Annotated in this window: 14 protein-coding genes; 6 read left to right on the top strand and 8 right to left on the bottom strand. The window is 73.0% G+C overall.

Annotated elements, in window-relative coordinates:
* Positions 1-52 precede the first annotated feature (52 nt).
* The gene (locus EST54_RS17420; RefSeq protein ID WP_129248555.1) at positions 53-2,323 is read left to right on the top strand and encodes a protein kinase domain-containing protein; all 2,271 of its coding nucleotides are present in this window, start codon (positions 53-55) and stop codon (positions 2,321-2,323) included.
* A gap of 160 nt (positions 2,324-2,483) precedes the next feature.
* On the opposite strand, the gene EST54_RS17415 is transcribed toward EST54_RS17420, so the two are convergent.
* Positions 2,484-2,708 carry a hypothetical protein gene (locus tag EST54_RS17415; RefSeq protein WP_372448229.1) on the bottom strand — a complete coding sequence of 75 codons (225 nt, stop codon included), beginning with the start codon at positions 2,706-2,708 and terminating at the stop codon, positions 2,484-2,486.
* Between the two features lie 169 nt (positions 2,709-2,877).
* On the opposite strand from EST54_RS17415, the gene EST54_RS17410 reads away from it, so the two are divergent.
* Together EST54_RS17410 and EST54_RS17405 are read left to right on the top strand one after the other, a co-directional pair.
* A complete protein-coding gene (locus EST54_RS17410; RefSeq protein WP_129248569.1) occupies positions 2,878-3,720 on the top strand; it encodes a helix-turn-helix domain-containing protein in 843 nt (280 codons plus the stop codon).
* Positions 3,702-3,920 (top strand): DUF397 domain-containing protein, encoded by a 219-nt coding sequence (locus EST54_RS17405; protein ID WP_129248554.1) that lies wholly within the window; start codon positions 3,702-3,704, stop codon positions 3,918-3,920. Before EST54_RS17410 ends, EST54_RS17405 begins: the two co-directional genes overlap by 19 nt.
* 94 nt (positions 3,921-4,014) lie before the next feature.
* Here EST54_RS17405 and ilvD read toward each other — a convergent pair whose 3' ends face one another.
* The 4 genes from ilvD to EST54_RS17385 form a co-directional block, all read right to left on the bottom strand.
* Positions 4,015-5,865: a dihydroxy-acid dehydratase gene (gene ilvD, locus EST54_RS17400; RefSeq protein ID WP_129248553.1), complete on the bottom strand. Its 1,851-nt coding sequence runs from the start codon at positions 5,863-5,865 to the stop codon at positions 4,015-4,017.
* 238 nt (positions 5,866-6,103) lie between these two features.
* Positions 6,104-6,760, bottom strand: coding sequence for a TetR/AcrR family transcriptional regulator (locus tag EST54_RS17395; protein WP_129248552.1), 657 nt, complete (start codon positions 6,758-6,760; stop codon positions 6,104-6,106).
* Complete coding sequence (locus EST54_RS17390) at positions 6,757-7,581, bottom strand: sugar phosphate isomerase/epimerase family protein (protein WP_129248551.1); 825 nt, start codon at positions 7,579-7,581, stop codon at positions 6,757-6,759. Before EST54_RS17390 ends, EST54_RS17395 begins: the two co-directional genes overlap by 4 nt.
* Positions 7,582-7,660: 79 nt before the next feature.
* On the bottom strand, positions 7,661-8,587 hold the full coding sequence (locus EST54_RS17385) for a Ppx/GppA phosphatase family protein (protein ID WP_129248550.1): 927 nt from the start codon (positions 8,585-8,587) through the stop codon (positions 7,661-7,663).
* A 75-nt stretch (positions 8,588-8,662) separates the two neighbouring features.
* On the opposite strand from EST54_RS17385, the gene EST54_RS17380 reads away from it, so the two are divergent.
* A complete protein-coding gene (locus tag EST54_RS17380) occupies positions 8,663-9,523 on the top strand; it encodes a hypothetical protein (protein ID WP_129248549.1) in 861 nt (286 codons plus the stop codon).
* 46 nt (positions 9,524-9,569) lie between these two features.
* Here the strand turns inward: EST54_RS17380 and EST54_RS35040 are convergent, their stop codons facing one another.
* Positions 9,570-11,339: a BACON domain-containing protein gene (locus tag EST54_RS35040; RefSeq protein ID WP_239013141.1), complete on the bottom strand. Its 1,770-nt coding sequence runs from the start codon at positions 11,337-11,339 to the stop codon at positions 9,570-9,572.
* 221 nt (positions 11,340-11,560) lie between these two features.
* On the opposite strand from EST54_RS35040, the gene radA reads away from it, so the two are divergent.
* Together radA and disA are read left to right on the top strand one after the other, a co-directional pair.
* Positions 11,561-12,973 (top strand): DNA repair protein RadA, encoded by a 1,413-nt coding sequence (radA, locus tag EST54_RS17370; protein WP_129248547.1) that lies wholly within the window; start codon positions 11,561-11,563, stop codon positions 12,971-12,973.
* A gap of 125 nt (positions 12,974-13,098) precedes the next feature.
* Positions 13,099-14,223, top strand: coding sequence for a DNA integrity scanning diadenylate cyclase DisA (disA, locus tag EST54_RS17365; RefSeq protein WP_129248546.1), 1,125 nt, complete (start codon positions 13,099-13,101; stop codon positions 14,221-14,223).
* Between the two features lie 101 nt (positions 14,224-14,324).
* Here disA and EST54_RS17360 read toward each other — a convergent pair whose 3' ends face one another.
* Positions 14,325-15,308, bottom strand: a complete 984-nt coding sequence (locus tag EST54_RS17360; RefSeq protein WP_129248545.1) for an NAD-dependent epimerase/dehydratase family protein — start codon at positions 15,306-15,308, stop codon at positions 14,325-14,327.
* A 137-nt stretch (positions 15,309-15,445) separates the two neighbouring features.
* Positions 15,446-16,252 carry a hypothetical protein gene (locus EST54_RS34085; RefSeq protein ID WP_154074024.1) on the bottom strand — a complete coding sequence of 269 codons (807 nt, stop codon included), beginning with the start codon at positions 16,250-16,252 and terminating at the stop codon, positions 15,446-15,448.
* Between the last annotated feature and the right edge of the window lie 125 nt (positions 16,253-16,377).

Raw genomic sequence — 16,377 nt, 5'->3', positions numbered from 1 at the left:
CGCGTCGCACCTGCGACCCGCATGGCAATGGGAACGACACGGGGGTGGATCCATGCCAGCGCTGCGCGATTCCGGGCTGGGCCCGGAAGCGGAGCATCCGGAATACGCCGGGCAATACCGTCTGGAGGCGCGCCTGGGCGCCGGCGGAATGGGCGTCGTGCATCTCGCGCGCTCGTCCTCCGGGCTGACCCTGGCGGTCAAGGTCGTCCATGCCGAATTCGCCCAGGACCCGGAGTTCCGCGGGCGGTTCCGGCAGGAGGTGGCGGCCGCGCGGCGGGTCAGCGGGGCCTTCACGGCACCTGTCGTCGACGCCGATCCGGACGCCGAGCGCCCGTGGATGGCGACCCTGCACATTCCCGGCCCGAGCCTCTCCGACCATGTGAAACGGAATGGCCCGATGGTGCCCGGTCAGGTGCGGCAGCTGGCCGCGGGGCTCGCCGAGGCGCTGCGCGACATCCATCGCGCCGGGGTCGTACACCGCGATCTCAAGCCGGGAAATGTGCTGCTGGCCGCAGATGGGCCGAAAGTCATCGATTTCGGAATCTCGCGTCCGTCCGACAGCGAAATGCGCACCGAGACCGGCAAATTGATCGGCACGCCGCCGTTCATGGCGCCGGAGCAGTTCCAGCGGCCGCGCGAGGTGGGGCCCGCCGCGGACGTCTTCGCGCTGGGTTCGGTGCTGGTGCACGCCGCGACCGGGCGGGGGCCGTTCGACTCGGAGAGCCCGTATCTCGTCGCGTATCAGGTGGTGCACGACGAGGCCGATCTGGCGGGCGTGCCCGAGGAGTTGGCGCCGCTGATCGAGAGCTGCCTGGCGAAGGACCCGGCGGACCGCCCGACGCCGGACGCGCTGATGGAACTGCTGCGGACGGCTGCGGCGGAGGACGGCGCACGGCCCGCCGCGGAGTCCGTGGGTGCACAGCTTCCCGGCGAGGCCTCCGGAAGCGCGCCGCCGGACGCACCGATACCGGGACAGCCGCAGCCGGTACGGAGCAGTGCCACGCCCCCGCGCGCCGAGACGACGCATGTCCGCGCCCCCGTACCGCCCGACCCTGTCGCACGCCGCCCCGCACGCACCGCCCTCCTCCGCGCCCGCCGCTGGCCTCTGTGGGCCGCCCTCGCCCTGGTCGTCACCGGAGCCGGTACGTTCGCCGGCATCCGGGCGCTGGCCCCGGCGGGCGACGGCCAGGACCCCGCGCTGCAGGTCCACCCGTCGCACGCCGACCAGGCCCACTTCCGCCCGTGGCACACCACGCTCACCAAGCGTCCCAAGGGCTACGCCGCCGAGCTGCCCTTCTGCACCACCGGCTCCGGCGCCGTCTTCTGCGGCCGGGCCGGCACACTGGCCGCCCGGCTCGACCCGGGCACCGGCCAGGTGGCCTGGCGGCGGAAGGACGACGCCACCACCGGCAAGAACTCCCTCAAAACCACCGCCTCACCGACCCCGCCGGCACTCTCCGGCGGCCTGCTGTACGTCTTCTCCGCCGACGCCAAGCGGCTGATGGCGCTGGACCCGTCGGCCGACGGCAAGGGCGCCACCCGCTGGAGCAAGGACGTCTCGGGGTACGAGGGCGGAGCCCGGATCGTCGGGGACCAGGTGCTGCTGACGGCGGCCGACGGCACGGTCACCGCACTCGACAGCGCGACCCACCGGCAGCTCTGGCACAAGCACTTCCCGGGCCACGCACTGCCCGCCTTCACCGCGTTCGGCGACCCGCACACCGCCTACGCGGCCGAGAACACCCCCGACGGCACCGGCACCCAGGTCACCGCCATCAACCCGGCCCACGGCAGCGTCCGCTGGTCACGCCGGCTGCCCGGCCTGCTCACCGTGGCCGGGCCCGGTACGTCCGGAGCGCTCTATCTGACCGTCACCGACCCGACGTTCACGTACCGCGCCACCGCCGTCCTCCGTTACGACCCGGCCACCGGGCACACGCGGCGCCTCAAGCTGACCGCACCGCTGGACGGGGCGTCCGCCGTAGTGCACGGCGAGTCGGTGTATCTCCTGGCCGAGGGCGGCGCGCTGCAAGCCGTCGGCGAACGGACCTGGGACACCGAGACGTCGGTCAGCCGGGGCTCGGCCCCGGTGGTGAGCGGCGGCCGGCTGTATTTCACCGCGGCGGACGGACGGCTGCTCGCCATCGACACCCGCTCCGGCGAACTACTGGGCCAGACGCCGCCCCGGATGAACGGCCGCCACAACGGATACGTGGAAAGCCTGCCGGCCCCACTGGTGGACGGCCGGCGCGGCCGCATCTACGCGGCGGCGCCGGACGGCAGCGTCTTCTCGGCGGCGGCCGGAGACCCGGCGGGCTGGTGACGGCCGGGGGCCCGCTCGCCGCCCGCATGGCAGGGACAGACGCAGGCCTCACGCCGCACCCCTGGGACAGCCGCCGTGGTCTCACCCCCCGGGGCACCCGTGGTGCACCCCGGATGCCTGCCGACATGACACGCCGGGGAGACGTACGGAACACCCCCGCTCACCGGGCCGCCCTCTCCAGCACCGCGATGAGCTTGCGCGTCGTCGCCACGTTGCAGCGCCCCAACTCGACCAGTACACACGGCGGTTCATAGCCATACGTCACCGGATCGACCGTCAGCGACGGCAGCACGATGCCGGTCCGCTTGAGCACGGCGGCCAGCTCCGCGCAGGCCACTTCGGCCTCGGTCATCGCATCGGCCGCAGCCCGCCATTCCGTCGTCATCAGTGCCCGCTCCCGTCTGCCGTTTTCCTGCCTGAGGACCGGAGCGCAACTACTGTGTGTGTTCCGGCCCTTACGAGAATGGCCCCGGAAAAGGGCGCGAACCCCTCTTGCGGGATGAATTTCGCGACCACGCACCGTTAGTTCCACACCTTCCATGGAGGAGGTCGCCATGCCGCCGAGACGAGCCGTCACCGGTCGCAGCCAGGAGCCACGCCAGCGTTTCGTGGAAGAGCTGCGATTACTGCGCGCGCAAAAGGGCGACAGCCTGCGGCAGCTCGGCGACGTGCTGGGCTGGGACTCGTCACTCTTCGGCAAGATGGAGAGCGGCCAGACCCTGGGCAGCCCGGAGGTCGCGCAGGCGCTGGACCAGCACTACGGAACGAAGGATCTCCTGCTGACGCTCTGGGAGTTGGCGGCCGTTGATCCCACGCAGTTCAAGGAGCGCTACCGGCGATATATGACGCTGGAGGCGGAGGCGTTGAGCCTTTGGCACTACGGCGTGAGCACCGTCCATGGGCTGCTCCAGACGCCAGGCTATGCGCGTGACTTGCTCGCGGCGGGCGGTAGCAGCGGCGACGAGTTGTCGCGACAGGTCGAAGCGCGGATAGGACGCCGCGAGTTGCTGGAGGGCGACGGTGCGCCACGATTCCGCACCATCCTTTCTGAGGCCGTGTTGCGCACGCCATTGGAGGACACCGAGGAGTGGCGGAAGCAGCTTGAGCACCTGGTAGACATGGGCGAACGGCCGAACGTCATGGTCCAGGTCTTGCGGCAGGAGGCTGGGCTCCACGCTCTGACGAACACCGACACGATGTTCTTACGCCTGCCAGACGGCCACACCGTGGCGTGGGTGGAAACCGGTTATTCGGGCGAACTCGTCGAGGAAACGGCAGCAGCCGAACGACTTCAGCTCAGCTACGATCTGGTCCGTGACTTAGCCCTTTCCCCGGCCGAATCACGGAAGTTCATCATGCAGATGCTGGAGGATGTGCCGTGCGATCCATCGACCTGAGCACCGTGACCTGGCGCAAGAGCACGTACAGCAATCAGGACGGCGGCGCCTGCATCGAGGTCGCAGACAACTTCCCCGCCCTCGTCCCCGTCCGCGACAGCAAGGACCCCGCGCGCCCGGCGCTGATATTCGACGCCACGGCCTGGTCATCCTTCGTCACCGCCGTCAAGGGTGGGACACTGCCCGTACCCAGCGCCTGACGCGCCCGGTCCCACGGGACCGGCCCAAAGACCGGCCCCCGTCGCTCGCCCGCGACGGGGGCCGTTTGCCGTACCGCTGACCTGCCGGGCCGCCTCAGCCCAGCTTGCTCACATCGCGCACCGCGCCCTTGTCGGCGCTGGTGGCCATGGCCGCGTAGGCGCGCAGGGCCTGGGAGACCTTGCGTTCGCGGTGCTTGGGGGCGTAGACGCCGCCGAGAGCCTCGCGGCGGGCGGTCAGCTCCTCCTCGTTCACCAGGAGTTCGATCGAGCGGTTCGGGATGTCGATGCGGATGCGGTCGCCGTCCTCGACGAGGGCGATGGTGCCGCCGGACGCCGCCTCGGGGGAGGCGTGGCCGATGGACAGGCCGGACGTGCCGCCGGAGAAGCGGCCGTCGGTGACCAGGGCGCAGGCCTTGCCCAGGCCGCGGCCCTTGAGGAAGGACGTCGGGTAGAGCATCTCCTGCATGCCGGGGCCGCCCTTGGGGCCCTCGTAGCGGATGACGACGACGTCGCCCTCCTTGACCTGCTTCTTGAGGATCTTGTCGACGGCCTCCTCCTGCGACTCGCAGACCACGGCCGGGCCCTCGAAGGTCCAGATGGACTCGTCGACGCCGGCGGTCTTCACGACGCAGCCGTCCTCGGCCAGATTGCCCTTGAGGACCGCCAGGCCGCCGTCGGCGGAGTAGGCGTGCGCCAGGTCGCGGATGCAGCCGCCCTCGGCGTCCACGTCGAGGCTGTCCCAGCGCTCGGACTGGGAGAAGGCGGTCGCCGAGCGCTTGCAGCCGGGGGCCGCGTGCCACAGCTCGACGGCCACGTCGGAGGGCGAACCGCCGCGCACGTCCCAGGTCTTGAGCCAGTCCTCGATGGAGGCGCTGTGCACGGTGTGCACGTCCTCGTTGAGGAGTCCGGCGCGGTAGAGCTCGCCGAGGATGGCGGGGATGCCGCCGGCCCGGTGCACGTCCTCCATGTAGTACGTGCCGCCCGGCGCGACGTTCGGTGCGACCTTCGCCAGGCAGGGCACCCGGCGCGAGACCGCGTTGATGTCCTCCAGGTCGAAGCTGAGTCCGGCTTCCTGGGCCGCGGCGAGCAGATGCAGGATCGTGTTCGTCGAGCCGCCCATGGCGATGTCCAGGGCCATGGCGTTCTCGAAGGCGGCGCGGGAGCCGATGTTGCGCGGCAGGACGGTGTGGTCGTCCTGCTCGTAGTGGCGCTTGGTGATCTCGACGACGGTCCGGCCGGCGTTCTCGTACAGCGCCTTGCGGGCGGTGTGCGTGGCGAGGACGGAGCCGTTGCCGGGCAGCGAGAGGCCGATCGCCTCGGTCAGGCAGTTCATCGAGTTGGCGGTGAACATGCCGGAACAGGAACCGCAGGTCGGGCAGGCGTTCTCCTCGATGCGGAGGATGTCCTCGTCCGAGATCTTGTCGTTGACGGCGTCCGAGATCGCGTCGACCAGGTCGAGGGTGCGGACGGTGCCGTCGACCAGGGTCGTCTTGCCGGACTCCATCGGGCCGCCGGAGACGAAGACGGTCGGGATGTTGAGCCGCATCGCGGCCATCAGCATGCCCGGGGTGATCTTGTCGCAGTTGGAGATGCAGATCAGCGCGTCCGCGCAGTGCGCCTCGACCATGTACTCGACGGAGTCGGCGATCAGGTCGCGCGACGGCAGGCTGTAGAGCATGCCGCCGTGGCCCATGGCGATGCCGTCGTCGACCGCGATGGTGTTGAACTCGCGCGCGATGCCGCCCGCCGCGTGGATCGCCTCGGAGACGATCCGGCCGACCGGCTGGAGGTGGGTGTGGCCCGGCACGAACTCGGTGAAGCTGTTGGCGACCGCGACGATCGGCTTGCCGAAGTCCTCGCGCGCTACCCCGGAGGCCTGCATAAGGGCTCGGGCGCCGGCCATGTTGCGGCCATGGGTAACGGTGCGGGACCTCAGATCGGGCACGATGGTCACTCCCTCGGGATTACGTCCGTACGACCGCCGGCGCCGGTATCCGGACCTGCCGGGTGGCGGGTGGCGTCATATATATGGGCTCCCGTCGAGATTACGCCCTTGATCCAAGATCTGGACAGCCTCTCCGCTATGTGAGACGGCTGCCCGGACTGCGGACAGTGCAGAGTGGGGGCGTTCGCGCAGGTCAGGGGCGTTTCGGGTGCGCCCGAGCGGGCCTCCCCCGAGGCTGTCAGGGCTGCGTCAGATAGCGCTGGAGGGCCGGGGCGACCATGGCGATGATCTCTTCCGTGTCCGCGGAGGCGACCGGGTCCATCTTGATCACATAGCGCAGCATCGCGATCCCGATGAGGTGGGAGGCGGCCAGCTGCGCCCGGAACTCCGGGTCGGGTACGTGCAGTTCGCCGGCCACCCGCTGGAGCATCCGGCGCTCGATCAGCCCGCGCAGCACGGCCGCCGCGGTGTCGTTGGTCAGCGCGGAGCGCAGGATCGCCAGCAGCGGCTGCCGGCTGACCGGGTTCTCCCAGACGCCGAACATGAAGCGGGCCATCCGCTCGCCCACGTCCGCGCCGCCGCCCGCGAGGGCGTCCGGCATGGTCAGCGCGGGGGCGAAGGTCAGCTCGATGGCGGCCGCGAAGACCTGCTCCTTGGTGCCGAAGTAGTGGTGCACCAGCGCCGAGTCCACCCCGGCCGCCTTGGCGATCCGGCGCATCGAGGTCTTGTCGTAGCCGCGCGCGGCGAACTCCGTACGTGCCGCGGCCAGGATCCGCTCCCGGGCGCCGGGACCGGCCTCGGCGGCGGCCCGGGCGGGGCGGCCCCGGCGGCGGGCCGGCGGCGGCGTACCGGGCTCCGAGGACGCGTCGTCCGGCCCGTTCCCGCTGCCGCTCACGAGCCCGGGACCCGGTTCGGCGAGGCGAGGTGGAGGCGGGTGAAGGCCAGCGCCTCGGCCAGGTCCGCCTCGCGCTCGGCGGCGGACATCGCCCGGCGGGTGTTGACCTCGACGACCACATGGCCGTCGAAGCCGGTGGCCGCCAGCCGCTCCAGCACCTGGGCGCAGGGCTGGCTGCCGCGGCCCGGCACCAGATGCTCGTCCTTGGCGGAGCCGTTGCCGTCGGCGAGGTGCACATGCGCCAGCCGGTCGCCCATCCGCCGCACCATCTCCACCGCGTCGTTGCGGGCGGTGGCGGTGTGCGAGAGGTCGACCGTGAAGTGCCGGTAGTCGTCGTTGGTGGGGTCCCAGTCCGGGGCGTACGCCAGCATCTCGCGGTCCCGGTAGCGCCACGGGTACATGTTCTCGACGGCGAACTTCACGTCCGTCTCGTGCTCCATCCGCCAGACCCCGCGGACGAATTCCCGGGCATAGGTGCGCTGCCAGCGGAACGGCGGATGAACGACCACCGTCGAGGCGCCCAGCCGCTCCGCGGCGCTGCGGGCGCGCTGGAGCTTGACCCACGGGTCCGTGGACCAGACCCGCTGGGTGATCAGCAGACACGGCGCGTGCACGGCCAGCACCGGGACGCCGTGGTAGTCCGAGAGCCGGCGCAGCGCGTCGATGTCCTGGCTGACCGGGTCGGTCCACACCATGACCTCGACGCCGTCGTAGCCGAGGCGGGCGGCGATCTCGAAGGCCGTCGCCGTCGACTCCGGATACACCGAGGCCGTGGACAGCGCGACCTTCGCATCCGGGATGCGCACCACTGGCTCTGTCACGAGGGACAGCGTACGGGCCGGGGCTGCGCGCGGGGCAGGAGGTCCGGACAGCCGCGGCCCGCCGCCGGGGCGGGCGCCCCTACGGCAGGTGGTCCAGCCGCCGCAGAATGACGCCCTCGCGCAGCGCCCACGGGCAGATCTCCAGCGTCTCGACCCCGAACAGGTCCATCGCCGCCTCGGCCACCAGCGCCCCGGCCAGCAGCTGCCGCGAGCGGCCCTCGGACACGCCGGGCAGCGCGACCCGCTCCTGCGCGGACATCGAGCCCAGCCGCGGCACCCACTCCTCCAGCTTCTTGCGGGTGAGCTCCCGCTGGACGTACAGCCCCTCGGCGGAGCGCGCGGCGCCCGCGATCCGGGCCAGCTGCCGGAAGGTCTTGGACGTGCCGACGACCCGGTCGGGAGTGCCGAAGCGGGTGAATTCGCTCACCACCTTGGCGATCTCGGCGCGCACCCGGCGGCGCAGCGTCCGCACGTCCTCGGTGTCCGGCGGGTCGCCGGGCAGGTCGCCCGCGGTCAGCCGGCCGGCGCCCAGCGGCAGCGACACCGCCACGTCCGGGTCCTCGTCGAGGCCGTAGGCGATCTCCAGCGAGCCGCCGCCGATGTCCAGCACCAGCAGCCGGCCCGCGGACCAGCCCAGCCAGCGGCGGGCGGCGAGGAAGGTGAGCCGCGCCTCGTCCTCGCCGGCGAGCACCTGGAGCTCGACCGCGGTCTCCGCGGCGACCCGGCGCAGCACCTCGTCGCCGTTGGTGGCCTCGCGGACCGCGGAGGTGGCGAAGGGCAGCACGCTCTCGACGCCCTTGTCCTCGGCCACCTGGAGCGCCTCCAGCACGGTGGCCACCAGCCGCTCCACCCCGTCCTCGCTTATCGCGCCGCGCTCGTCGAGGAGTTCGGCAAGGCGCAGCTCCGCCTTGTGCGAATAGGCGGGCAGCGGGCGCGCGCCCGGGTGTGCGTCCACCACCAGCAGATGGACCGTATTCGAACCCACGTCGAGGACACCGAGTCTCATACGGGGAAACCTACTGCCCCCGGTGGGCAGTGCTGTCGGCGCGGTGCCCGTCGCCGCTCGCCTTACGCTGGACTCGTGGCAAAGACGAAAAAGGCGAAGCACGAAAAAGCGCTGAAGAAGGAAGAAAAGCGGCGCGCTCAGGCGGCCGAGGAGGCGCGGACCCCGGGCGGGGCGGCGGCCGACGAGGTCGGCCTCGACTTCGCCCGCGCCTGGGTCACCTTCCCCGACCCGGCCGACGACGAGCAAATCTTCCGCTGCGACCTGACCTGGCTGACCTCCCGCTGGACCTGCATCTTCGGCAGCGGCTGCCAGGGCATCCAGGCCGGCCGGGCGGACGACGGCTGCTGCACGCTCGGGGCGCACTTCTCGGACGAGGAGGACGAGGAGCGGGTCGCGCAGCATGTGGCACGACTCACGCCCGACCTGTGGCAGCACCACGACGTGGGCAGCACGACCGGCTGGGTCGAGGAGGACGAGGACGGCGACCGGCAGACCCGCCGCTGGCAGGGCTCCTGCATCTTCCAGAACCGCCCCGGCTTCCCGGCCGGCGCGGGCTGCTCGCTGCACATCCTCGCGTTGCGCGAGGGCCGCGAGCCCCTGGAGACCAAGCCGGACGTCTGCTGGCAGCTGCCGGTCCGGCGGACCTACGACTGGATCGACCGGCCGGACGACACCCGGGTCCTCCAGGTGACGATCGGGGAGTACGACCGGCGCGGCTGGGGCCCCGGCGGCCACGACCTGCACTGGTGGTGCACCTCGGCGACCTCGGCGCACGGCGCCGGCGACCCGGTGTACGTCTCGTACCGGCCGGAGCTGACCGAGCTGATGGGCAAGGAGGGCTACGCCAAGCTCGTCGAGCTGTGCGAGGAGCGGCTGGCGGCGACGCTGCCGATGGCGCCGCACCCGGCGGACCCGAAGCCGCAGCGGCAGCAGTGAGCGCGCGCCGGGTCCGCCGCGGGACCCGGCGGGCCGCCGGGTGCGCTCAGCGGGCGGGGTGGGTGGTGTTCGACGGCGTGGAGCCCGGCGCGGGCTTGGTCGGCGAGGGTGTCGGCGTCCCGGACGGGGGCGTGGACGTCGGAGCCGGCGGGGTCGGCGTGGGCGTCGGCGTCGTGGTCGGCGGCGTCGGCCTCGGGTGCGCGGGCCTGGTCCGCTGCGGCCCGGGAGCGGGGCCGGTCGCGCCGTAGCCCTTCATCGTGACGGCGGTGCCGCCGGGCTCGATGGCGATCCGGGCCCGCCAGTGGCCCGCGGGCTCCCGGTCGTGGTCGATGTAGACCGTGATCGTGGTGGACTGCCCCGGCCGCAGCGTGCCCGCCGTATGGCTCATCTGGAGCCAGGCCGCGCCCGCCGCGGCGTGCCAGCGCACGGGGTGGGCGCCCGAGGCGCTGAGCGTGATCACCGTGGTCCGGCCGCTGGGCTGCGCGGCGACCGCCAGCCGGGCCGCCGACTCCGGCCGGCCGTGCGGCCCGCCCGTCCGCTCCGGGGTGCCGTTCGCGCTGATCACCTCGACGGACACATCGTGCGCCCCGTCGCCCGTGGTGAAGCCGGGCCCGGGCGTCGTCCTGGCGTTGCCGGCGTTCTCGTACGGGCGGCCGCCCATCCGCTCCCCGGTGTGGGATTCGCTGGCGGTCACGGCGGGTGAGTCGTCCGCGGCCTCGTCGGTGGCCGGCGTGCCGTGGTACGCCGCCCACAGGGCCAGCACCGGCGCCGCGACGACCGTGGCGACCACGGTGGTGGTCAGCGCGCGGCTGCGCAGCCTGCGCCGGCGGGCCACCCGGTCCGGCGGCGGGCCGACGGGGAATCCGCTGCGGTCATAGCGAGGAGAACCGTTTGCCCCACCCGCCCGGCCGCCACGTCCCGCACCGCCCCTCCCCTTCGCCCGGCCCGACGTGGCGTGCCGGACCGCCGCCAGCGCACCCGCGACGGCCTCCCGGGGCGCGGGGACCAGCGGCAGCGTGCCCCGGTCCACCGGCGCGGTGCCGGGCCACGCCCCGGGCGCGGCGGCCCGCTCGGCGGTGCGCCGGCACACCGCGCAGTGGTCGACGTGGCGCACCAGCTCCCGGCTGAGCGCCGGACCCAGCAGTACCTGGGTGTCGCCGGCCAGTTGCGCGACCTCACGGCAGCGGCCGGACTCCACAACGGCCAGCGCCGCGCGGGTCCGTTCGACCTCGCAGGACGCGGTGGCCAGCAGCGCGCGGGTGGCGACCGGATCGGCCCCGAGCACCGCGGCGACCTCCTCGGCCGAGAGCTGATGGCGCACCGAGAGCTCCAGCGCCTCCCGCTGCTCGGGGGTGGTGCCGGCGGCCTCCGGCCAGGCCAGCGCGGCGAGTTCACGCTGCCGGCGCTCGGCGTCGCGGGCGGCTTCGGCGTCCGGGGCCGCGGTGGCGCGCTCGGTGTCCGGCTTCCGGCCGCCCGGCCCGGTCCGTTCGGCGAGCCGGCGCAGACAGGCCCAGCGGGCCAGGGCGTAGAGCCAACAGCGGTGCAGTGCCGGGTCGGCGGGGCGCCGGTGGAGGTGCCGGTCGGCGAGCGCGAGCACCTCACCGAGCACCGCGGTCGCCGCGTCGTGTGCGCACAGCACGGAGAGGCAGTAGGTGAACAGCCCGTCCAGGAAGGGCTCGTAGCCGTCACGGGTGTCCGGGGTGTCCGGGGTGTCCGGGGCGGGCCGCGGGGAGGGCTGCGGCCGGCTCCGGCGCCGCGCGTCGCCGCGCGACCGGTGTGCGCCGGTGGAGTGCGTGGGGTGCTCGGGCCTGCTCATCACCCCGGCGACGGTAGGCGGATGATGCAGCCCGGCTTGCTCGCGTTGGCCACTTTTAACCCTTACGGGTGACCAGATCCCTCAAAAGAGGACACGAATCAGCCATTCCGCGGCTGGCGGACTCCGCGGAGACCACTCTCCGGTGCCACCGGCGGCGCCGGCCCCCGCTTCGGCGCCCGCTCGGGGAACGCGTTGTCGGACCCCGCCGTTACGGTGAGCCCATGGCAACGCGTAAATCGTCGGGCAAGGAGCGTCCCTCCTACCGCTGTACCGAATGCGGCTGGACCACCGCGAAGTGGCTCGGCCGCTGCCCCGAGTGCCAGGCATGGGGCACGGTCGAGGAGTTCGGCGGCGCCCCGGCGGTGCGCACGACCGCGCCCGGCCGGGTCACCACGGCCGCCCTGCCCATCGGAGAGGTCGACGGCCGGCAGGCCACCGCCCGCTCCACGGGCGTGGACGAGCTGGACCGCGTCCTGGGGGGCGGCCTGGTCCCGGGCGCCGTGGTGCTGCTGGCCGGCGAGCCCGGCGTCGGCAAGTCCACCCTCCTGCTGGACGTCGCCGCCAAGGCCGCCTCCGACGCGCACCGCACGCTGTATGTCACGGGCGAGGAGTCCGCGAGCCAGGTGCGGCTGCGCGCCGACCGCATCGGCGCCCTCGACGACCATCTGTACCTGGCGGCCGAAACCGATCTGTCGGCGGTGCTCGGTCATCTGGACACGGTCAAGCCGTCGCTGCTGGTCCTGGACTCGGTGCAGACCGTCGCCTCCCCCGAGATCGACGGGGCGCCCGGCGGCATGGCCCAGGTCCGCGAGGTGGCCGGCGCCCTGATCCGCGCCTCCAAGGAACGCGGCATGTCGACCCTCCTGGTGGGCCACGTCACCAAGGACGGCGCCATCGCCGGCCCGCGCCTGCTGGAGCACCTCGTCGATGTCGTCCTGCACTTCGAGGGCGACCGGCATGCCCGCCTCCGCCTGGTCCGCGGCGTCAAGAACCGCTACGGCACCACCGACGAGGTCGGCTGCTTCGAGCTGCACGACGAGGGGATCACCGGCCTCGCCGACCCCTCGGGCCTGTTCCTGACCCGCCGTGCCGAGGCGGTGCCCGGCACCTGCCTGACGGTGACCCTGGAGGGCCGCCGCCCGCTGGTCGCCGAGGTCCAGGCGCTGACCGTCGACTCCCAGATCCCTTCCCCCCGCCGTACGACCTCCGGCCTGGAGACCTCCCGGGTCTCGATGATGCTCGCCGTCCTGGAGCAGCGCGGCCGGATCAGCGCCCTGGGCAAGCGCGACATCTACAGCGCGACGGTCGGCGGGGTGAAGCTGACCGAGCCCGCCGCGGACCTCGCCGTGGCCCTCGCCCTGGCCAGCGCCGCCAGTGACACCCCGCTGCCGAAGAACCTCGTCGCCATCGGCGAGGTCGGGCTCGCGGGCGAGGTCAGAAGGGTCACCGGCGTCCAGCGCCGGCTGTCGGAGGCGGCCCGGCTCGGCTTCACCCACGCCCTGGTCCCCGCCGACCCCGGCAAGATCCCCGACGGCATGCGGGTGCTGGAGGTCGCCGACGTCGGAGAGGCGCTGAGTGTCCTGCCCAAGCGGGTCCGCCGGGAGGCCCCACAGGAAGAGGGCGCACGCCGGTAGACTTTGCCCTGGTCTCGCCCGTCACCGCAGAATTGCCTGTCGGCCGCGTACGCTCCGCTGGTACGTCAACCACAGCATGGGCCGGGCGGCCTGCGGACCGACAGACCTTGCGACGGAGGAGTGCAGTGGCAGCCAACGACCGGGCATCGACTCCCGGCAGGGCCGGTGGCAGTTCCGGCACCGAGAGCCTGATGCGCGCCTCGCTGAGCGCCGTCGCGCCCGGTAGAGCCCTGCGCGACGGACTGGAGCGCATCCTCCGCGGCAATACGGGCGGACTGATCGTCCTGGGCTTCGACAAGACCGTCGAGTCCATGTGTACCGGCGGCTTCGTGCTGGACGTGGAGTTCACGGCCACCCGCCTGCGCGAGCTGTGCAAGCTCGACGGTGCGCTGGTCCTCGACAAGGACATCACCAAGATTCTGCGGGCCGGCGTCCAGCTCGTCCCGGACGCCTCCATCCCGACGGAGGAGACCGGCACCCGCCACCGCACCGCCCAGCGGGTCTCGATCCAGGCCGGCTTCCCGGTCGTCTCGGTCAGCCAGTCCATGCGGCTGATCGCCCTCTACGTCGACGGCGAACGCCGCGTGCTGGAGGAGTCCGCCGCGATCCTCTCCCGCGCCAACCAGGCGCTGGCGACCCTGGAGCGCTACAAGCTCCGGCTGGACGAGGTCGCCGGCACCCTCTCCGCCCTGGAGATCGAGGACTTGGTCACGGTCCGCGATGTCTCCGCGGTCGCCCAGCGCCTGGAGATGGTCCGCCGGATCGCCACCGAGATCGCCGAGTACGTCGTCGAGCTCGGCACGGACGGCCGGCTGCTCGCCCTCCAGCTGGAGGAGTTGATCGCCGGCGTGGAGCCGGAGCGGGAGCTGGTCGTGCGCGACTACGTCCCCGAGCCGACCGCCAAGCGCTCCCGCACGGTCACCGAGGCGCTCGCCGAGTTGGACGGGCTCAGCCACACCGAGCTGCTCGAACTCCCCACCGTGGCCCGCGCACTGGGCTACAGCGGCTCGCCCGAGACCCTGGACTCCGCGGTCTCGCCGCGCGGCTTCCGCCTGTTGGCGAAGGTCCCCCGCCTGCCCGGCACGGTCATCGAGCGCCTCGTCGACCACTTCGGCGGGCTGCAGAAGCTGCTCGCGGCCAGCGTCGACGATCTCCAGACGGTGGACGGCGTCGGCGAGGCCCGCGCCCGCTCGGTCCGCGAGGGCCTGTCGCGGCTGGCGGAGTCGTCGATCCTGGAGCGGTACGTCTAGGACCTGCCCCATCGGACAGGCCCCGGCCGGCTTCGGTCCCCCCGCCGCGACGAGCCGCGGCCTCGCGCCGTCCCTGCGGCGAGGGGTTCCGGCCGCGCCCGCTACCCCAGCGCCGCCGCCTCCTTCTCCGGGGCCAGGCCGAGCACCGGCCGGTCCGGGCGCCGGGGCGCCGTGCCGCCGAGGGACCGCAGCCAGTCCCAGGTGTCGGCGACCGTTTCACCCACGGGCCGGCAGCGCAGCCCGGTCGCCAGGGCCCTGGACACATCGGCGCCGAAGAACGCGTCCCGCGCTTCACCGGGCGGCAGCCAGGCCGGCATTTCGGTCCAGGGCTCGATACCGGCGGCCAGGATGTCCTCCGGAGCGGTCCAGCGCAGCTCCGCGTCCGCGCCGGTGACCCGCACACAGCTCTCCAGCAGCTCACCCATGGTGGCGTGCGCGGGCTCGCTCAGCAGGTTGTACGGCCCGCCGAGCCCGGACTCCAGGGCGCCGACGGTCCACTCCGCGAGATCGCGGACGTCGATGTACTGCAGCCCCGACTCCCGCGGCCCCGGCGCGAGGACCGGGCCGCCGCGGGCGATCCGGCCCAGCCACCACGGCAGCCGCCCGATGTTCTCGTACGGCCCGAGGATCAGGCCCGCGCGGACCAGCAGCGCCCGGTCCCCGAACACCTCGGTCGCGGCCAGTTCGCCGCCCCGCTTGGCCGCCGCATAGTCGTCACACGTCGTGGCGCCGGCGGATCCGGCGACCAGCGGCCCGTCCTCGTCGAGCCCGTACGGGGCCGGATACGCGTACACCGACCGGCTGGAGACATAGGCGTAGCGCCCGGCCCGCCCGGCGAGCAGCCGCGCCGCGTCCCGTACCGCCGCCGGGGCACGGCTCCAGGTGTCGACGACGGCGTCCCATGTGCCCTGCTCCAGGGCCGCGAGCCCGGCCGCGTCCGCGCGGTCGCCGTGCAGGGCCGTCACCCCCTGGGGCGGGGCGTGGTTCCCGCGGTGGAAGACCGTCACCTGCCAACCCCGCGCCAGCGCCGCCTCGGTGACCGCCCGGCCGACGAACTCCGTACCGCCCAGCATCAGTAGCTTCATGCCTGCGACTGTGCCGGACGGCGGCGCCCTGGACCAGCGGCGCACGCTCTCGGCGGAATCACCACGGGCGAAACAAACAGAGAGCGGGCTTCCGGATCATTCCGGAAGCCCGCCCGTCACACCGTTCCGCAGGGCGCTCAGCTCTTGGCCAGCTCGAAGGACGTACGGGCCGTCTCCAGCCCCGGGACGTCGGCCTGGATCCGGTACTTGCCGGCGGGCACCAGGGCCGAACTCGGCGTCGCACACTGCGGACCGCTGGCCCGGCGGTCCCACACGACGGTGCGCTGTACCGCGCCCTTGGCCGGCACCTTCAGCAGCGCGGGGGCGGTGCCCGACGGGCAGTCGTTCGAGGCCCAGACCCGGTCGTCGCCCGCGCTGTCGGTGATCGTGAGCACCGCGGCCTTCTGCCCGAGATCCACCTTGCAGGCCGCACCGGCGGAGTTCTTGACCGTCAGCTCGAACTCCGGCTTCGCGCCCGGCGCGTACGAGCTCTTGACGCTGCGCAGGACCAACTCGGCCTTGCCGGAGACGCAGTTCGGGAGGGAGGAACCGGCCACGACGGCATTCTTGCCGGAGCCCTGGCCGATCGGCCCGCCACCGGGGCCGCCGGAGTCGGCACCGCCACCGGAGGAGTCGCCGTCACCGCCCGCCGAGCCGGCGCCGTCCCCGGAGCCGGATCCGCCGCCGCTGCCCGACTCCCCGCGTCCGCCGGGCTTTTCGCCGATCGCCGGACCGCTGCCGGAGGGGCCGGGCGTGATGGACGTCGCGGGTCCCTGGCCGCGCGAGTCCTTGCCCTCATCGCCGCTCTTGCCGCCGCCCCCGCCCAAGTTGAGGGCCCACACCACCAGAAGGGCGAGCAGGACGACGATGGCCAGCGCAACGGCCCTCCGCCGCCAGTAGATGGAGGAGGGAAGCGGCCCGATCGGATTGCGCAGTGATCCCACGCGGAAACTCTACGAGAGATCGGCAGCCGCACCGGCCAGTACCCGCCGTATCCGGCGCAACTTTTCGCATCATCGGCCCGGAGACGCCACCCCGGCCGCGTTTCCCTCCCGAAGGGGCCTGATGA

This window comes from Streptomyces sioyaensis (assembly GCF_004122735.1).
GTDB classification, from domain to species: Bacteria; Actinomycetota; Actinomycetes; order Streptomycetales; family Streptomycetaceae; genus Streptomyces; species Streptomyces sioyaensis.
This window is presented reverse-complemented; position numbering and strand designations above follow the sequence as displayed.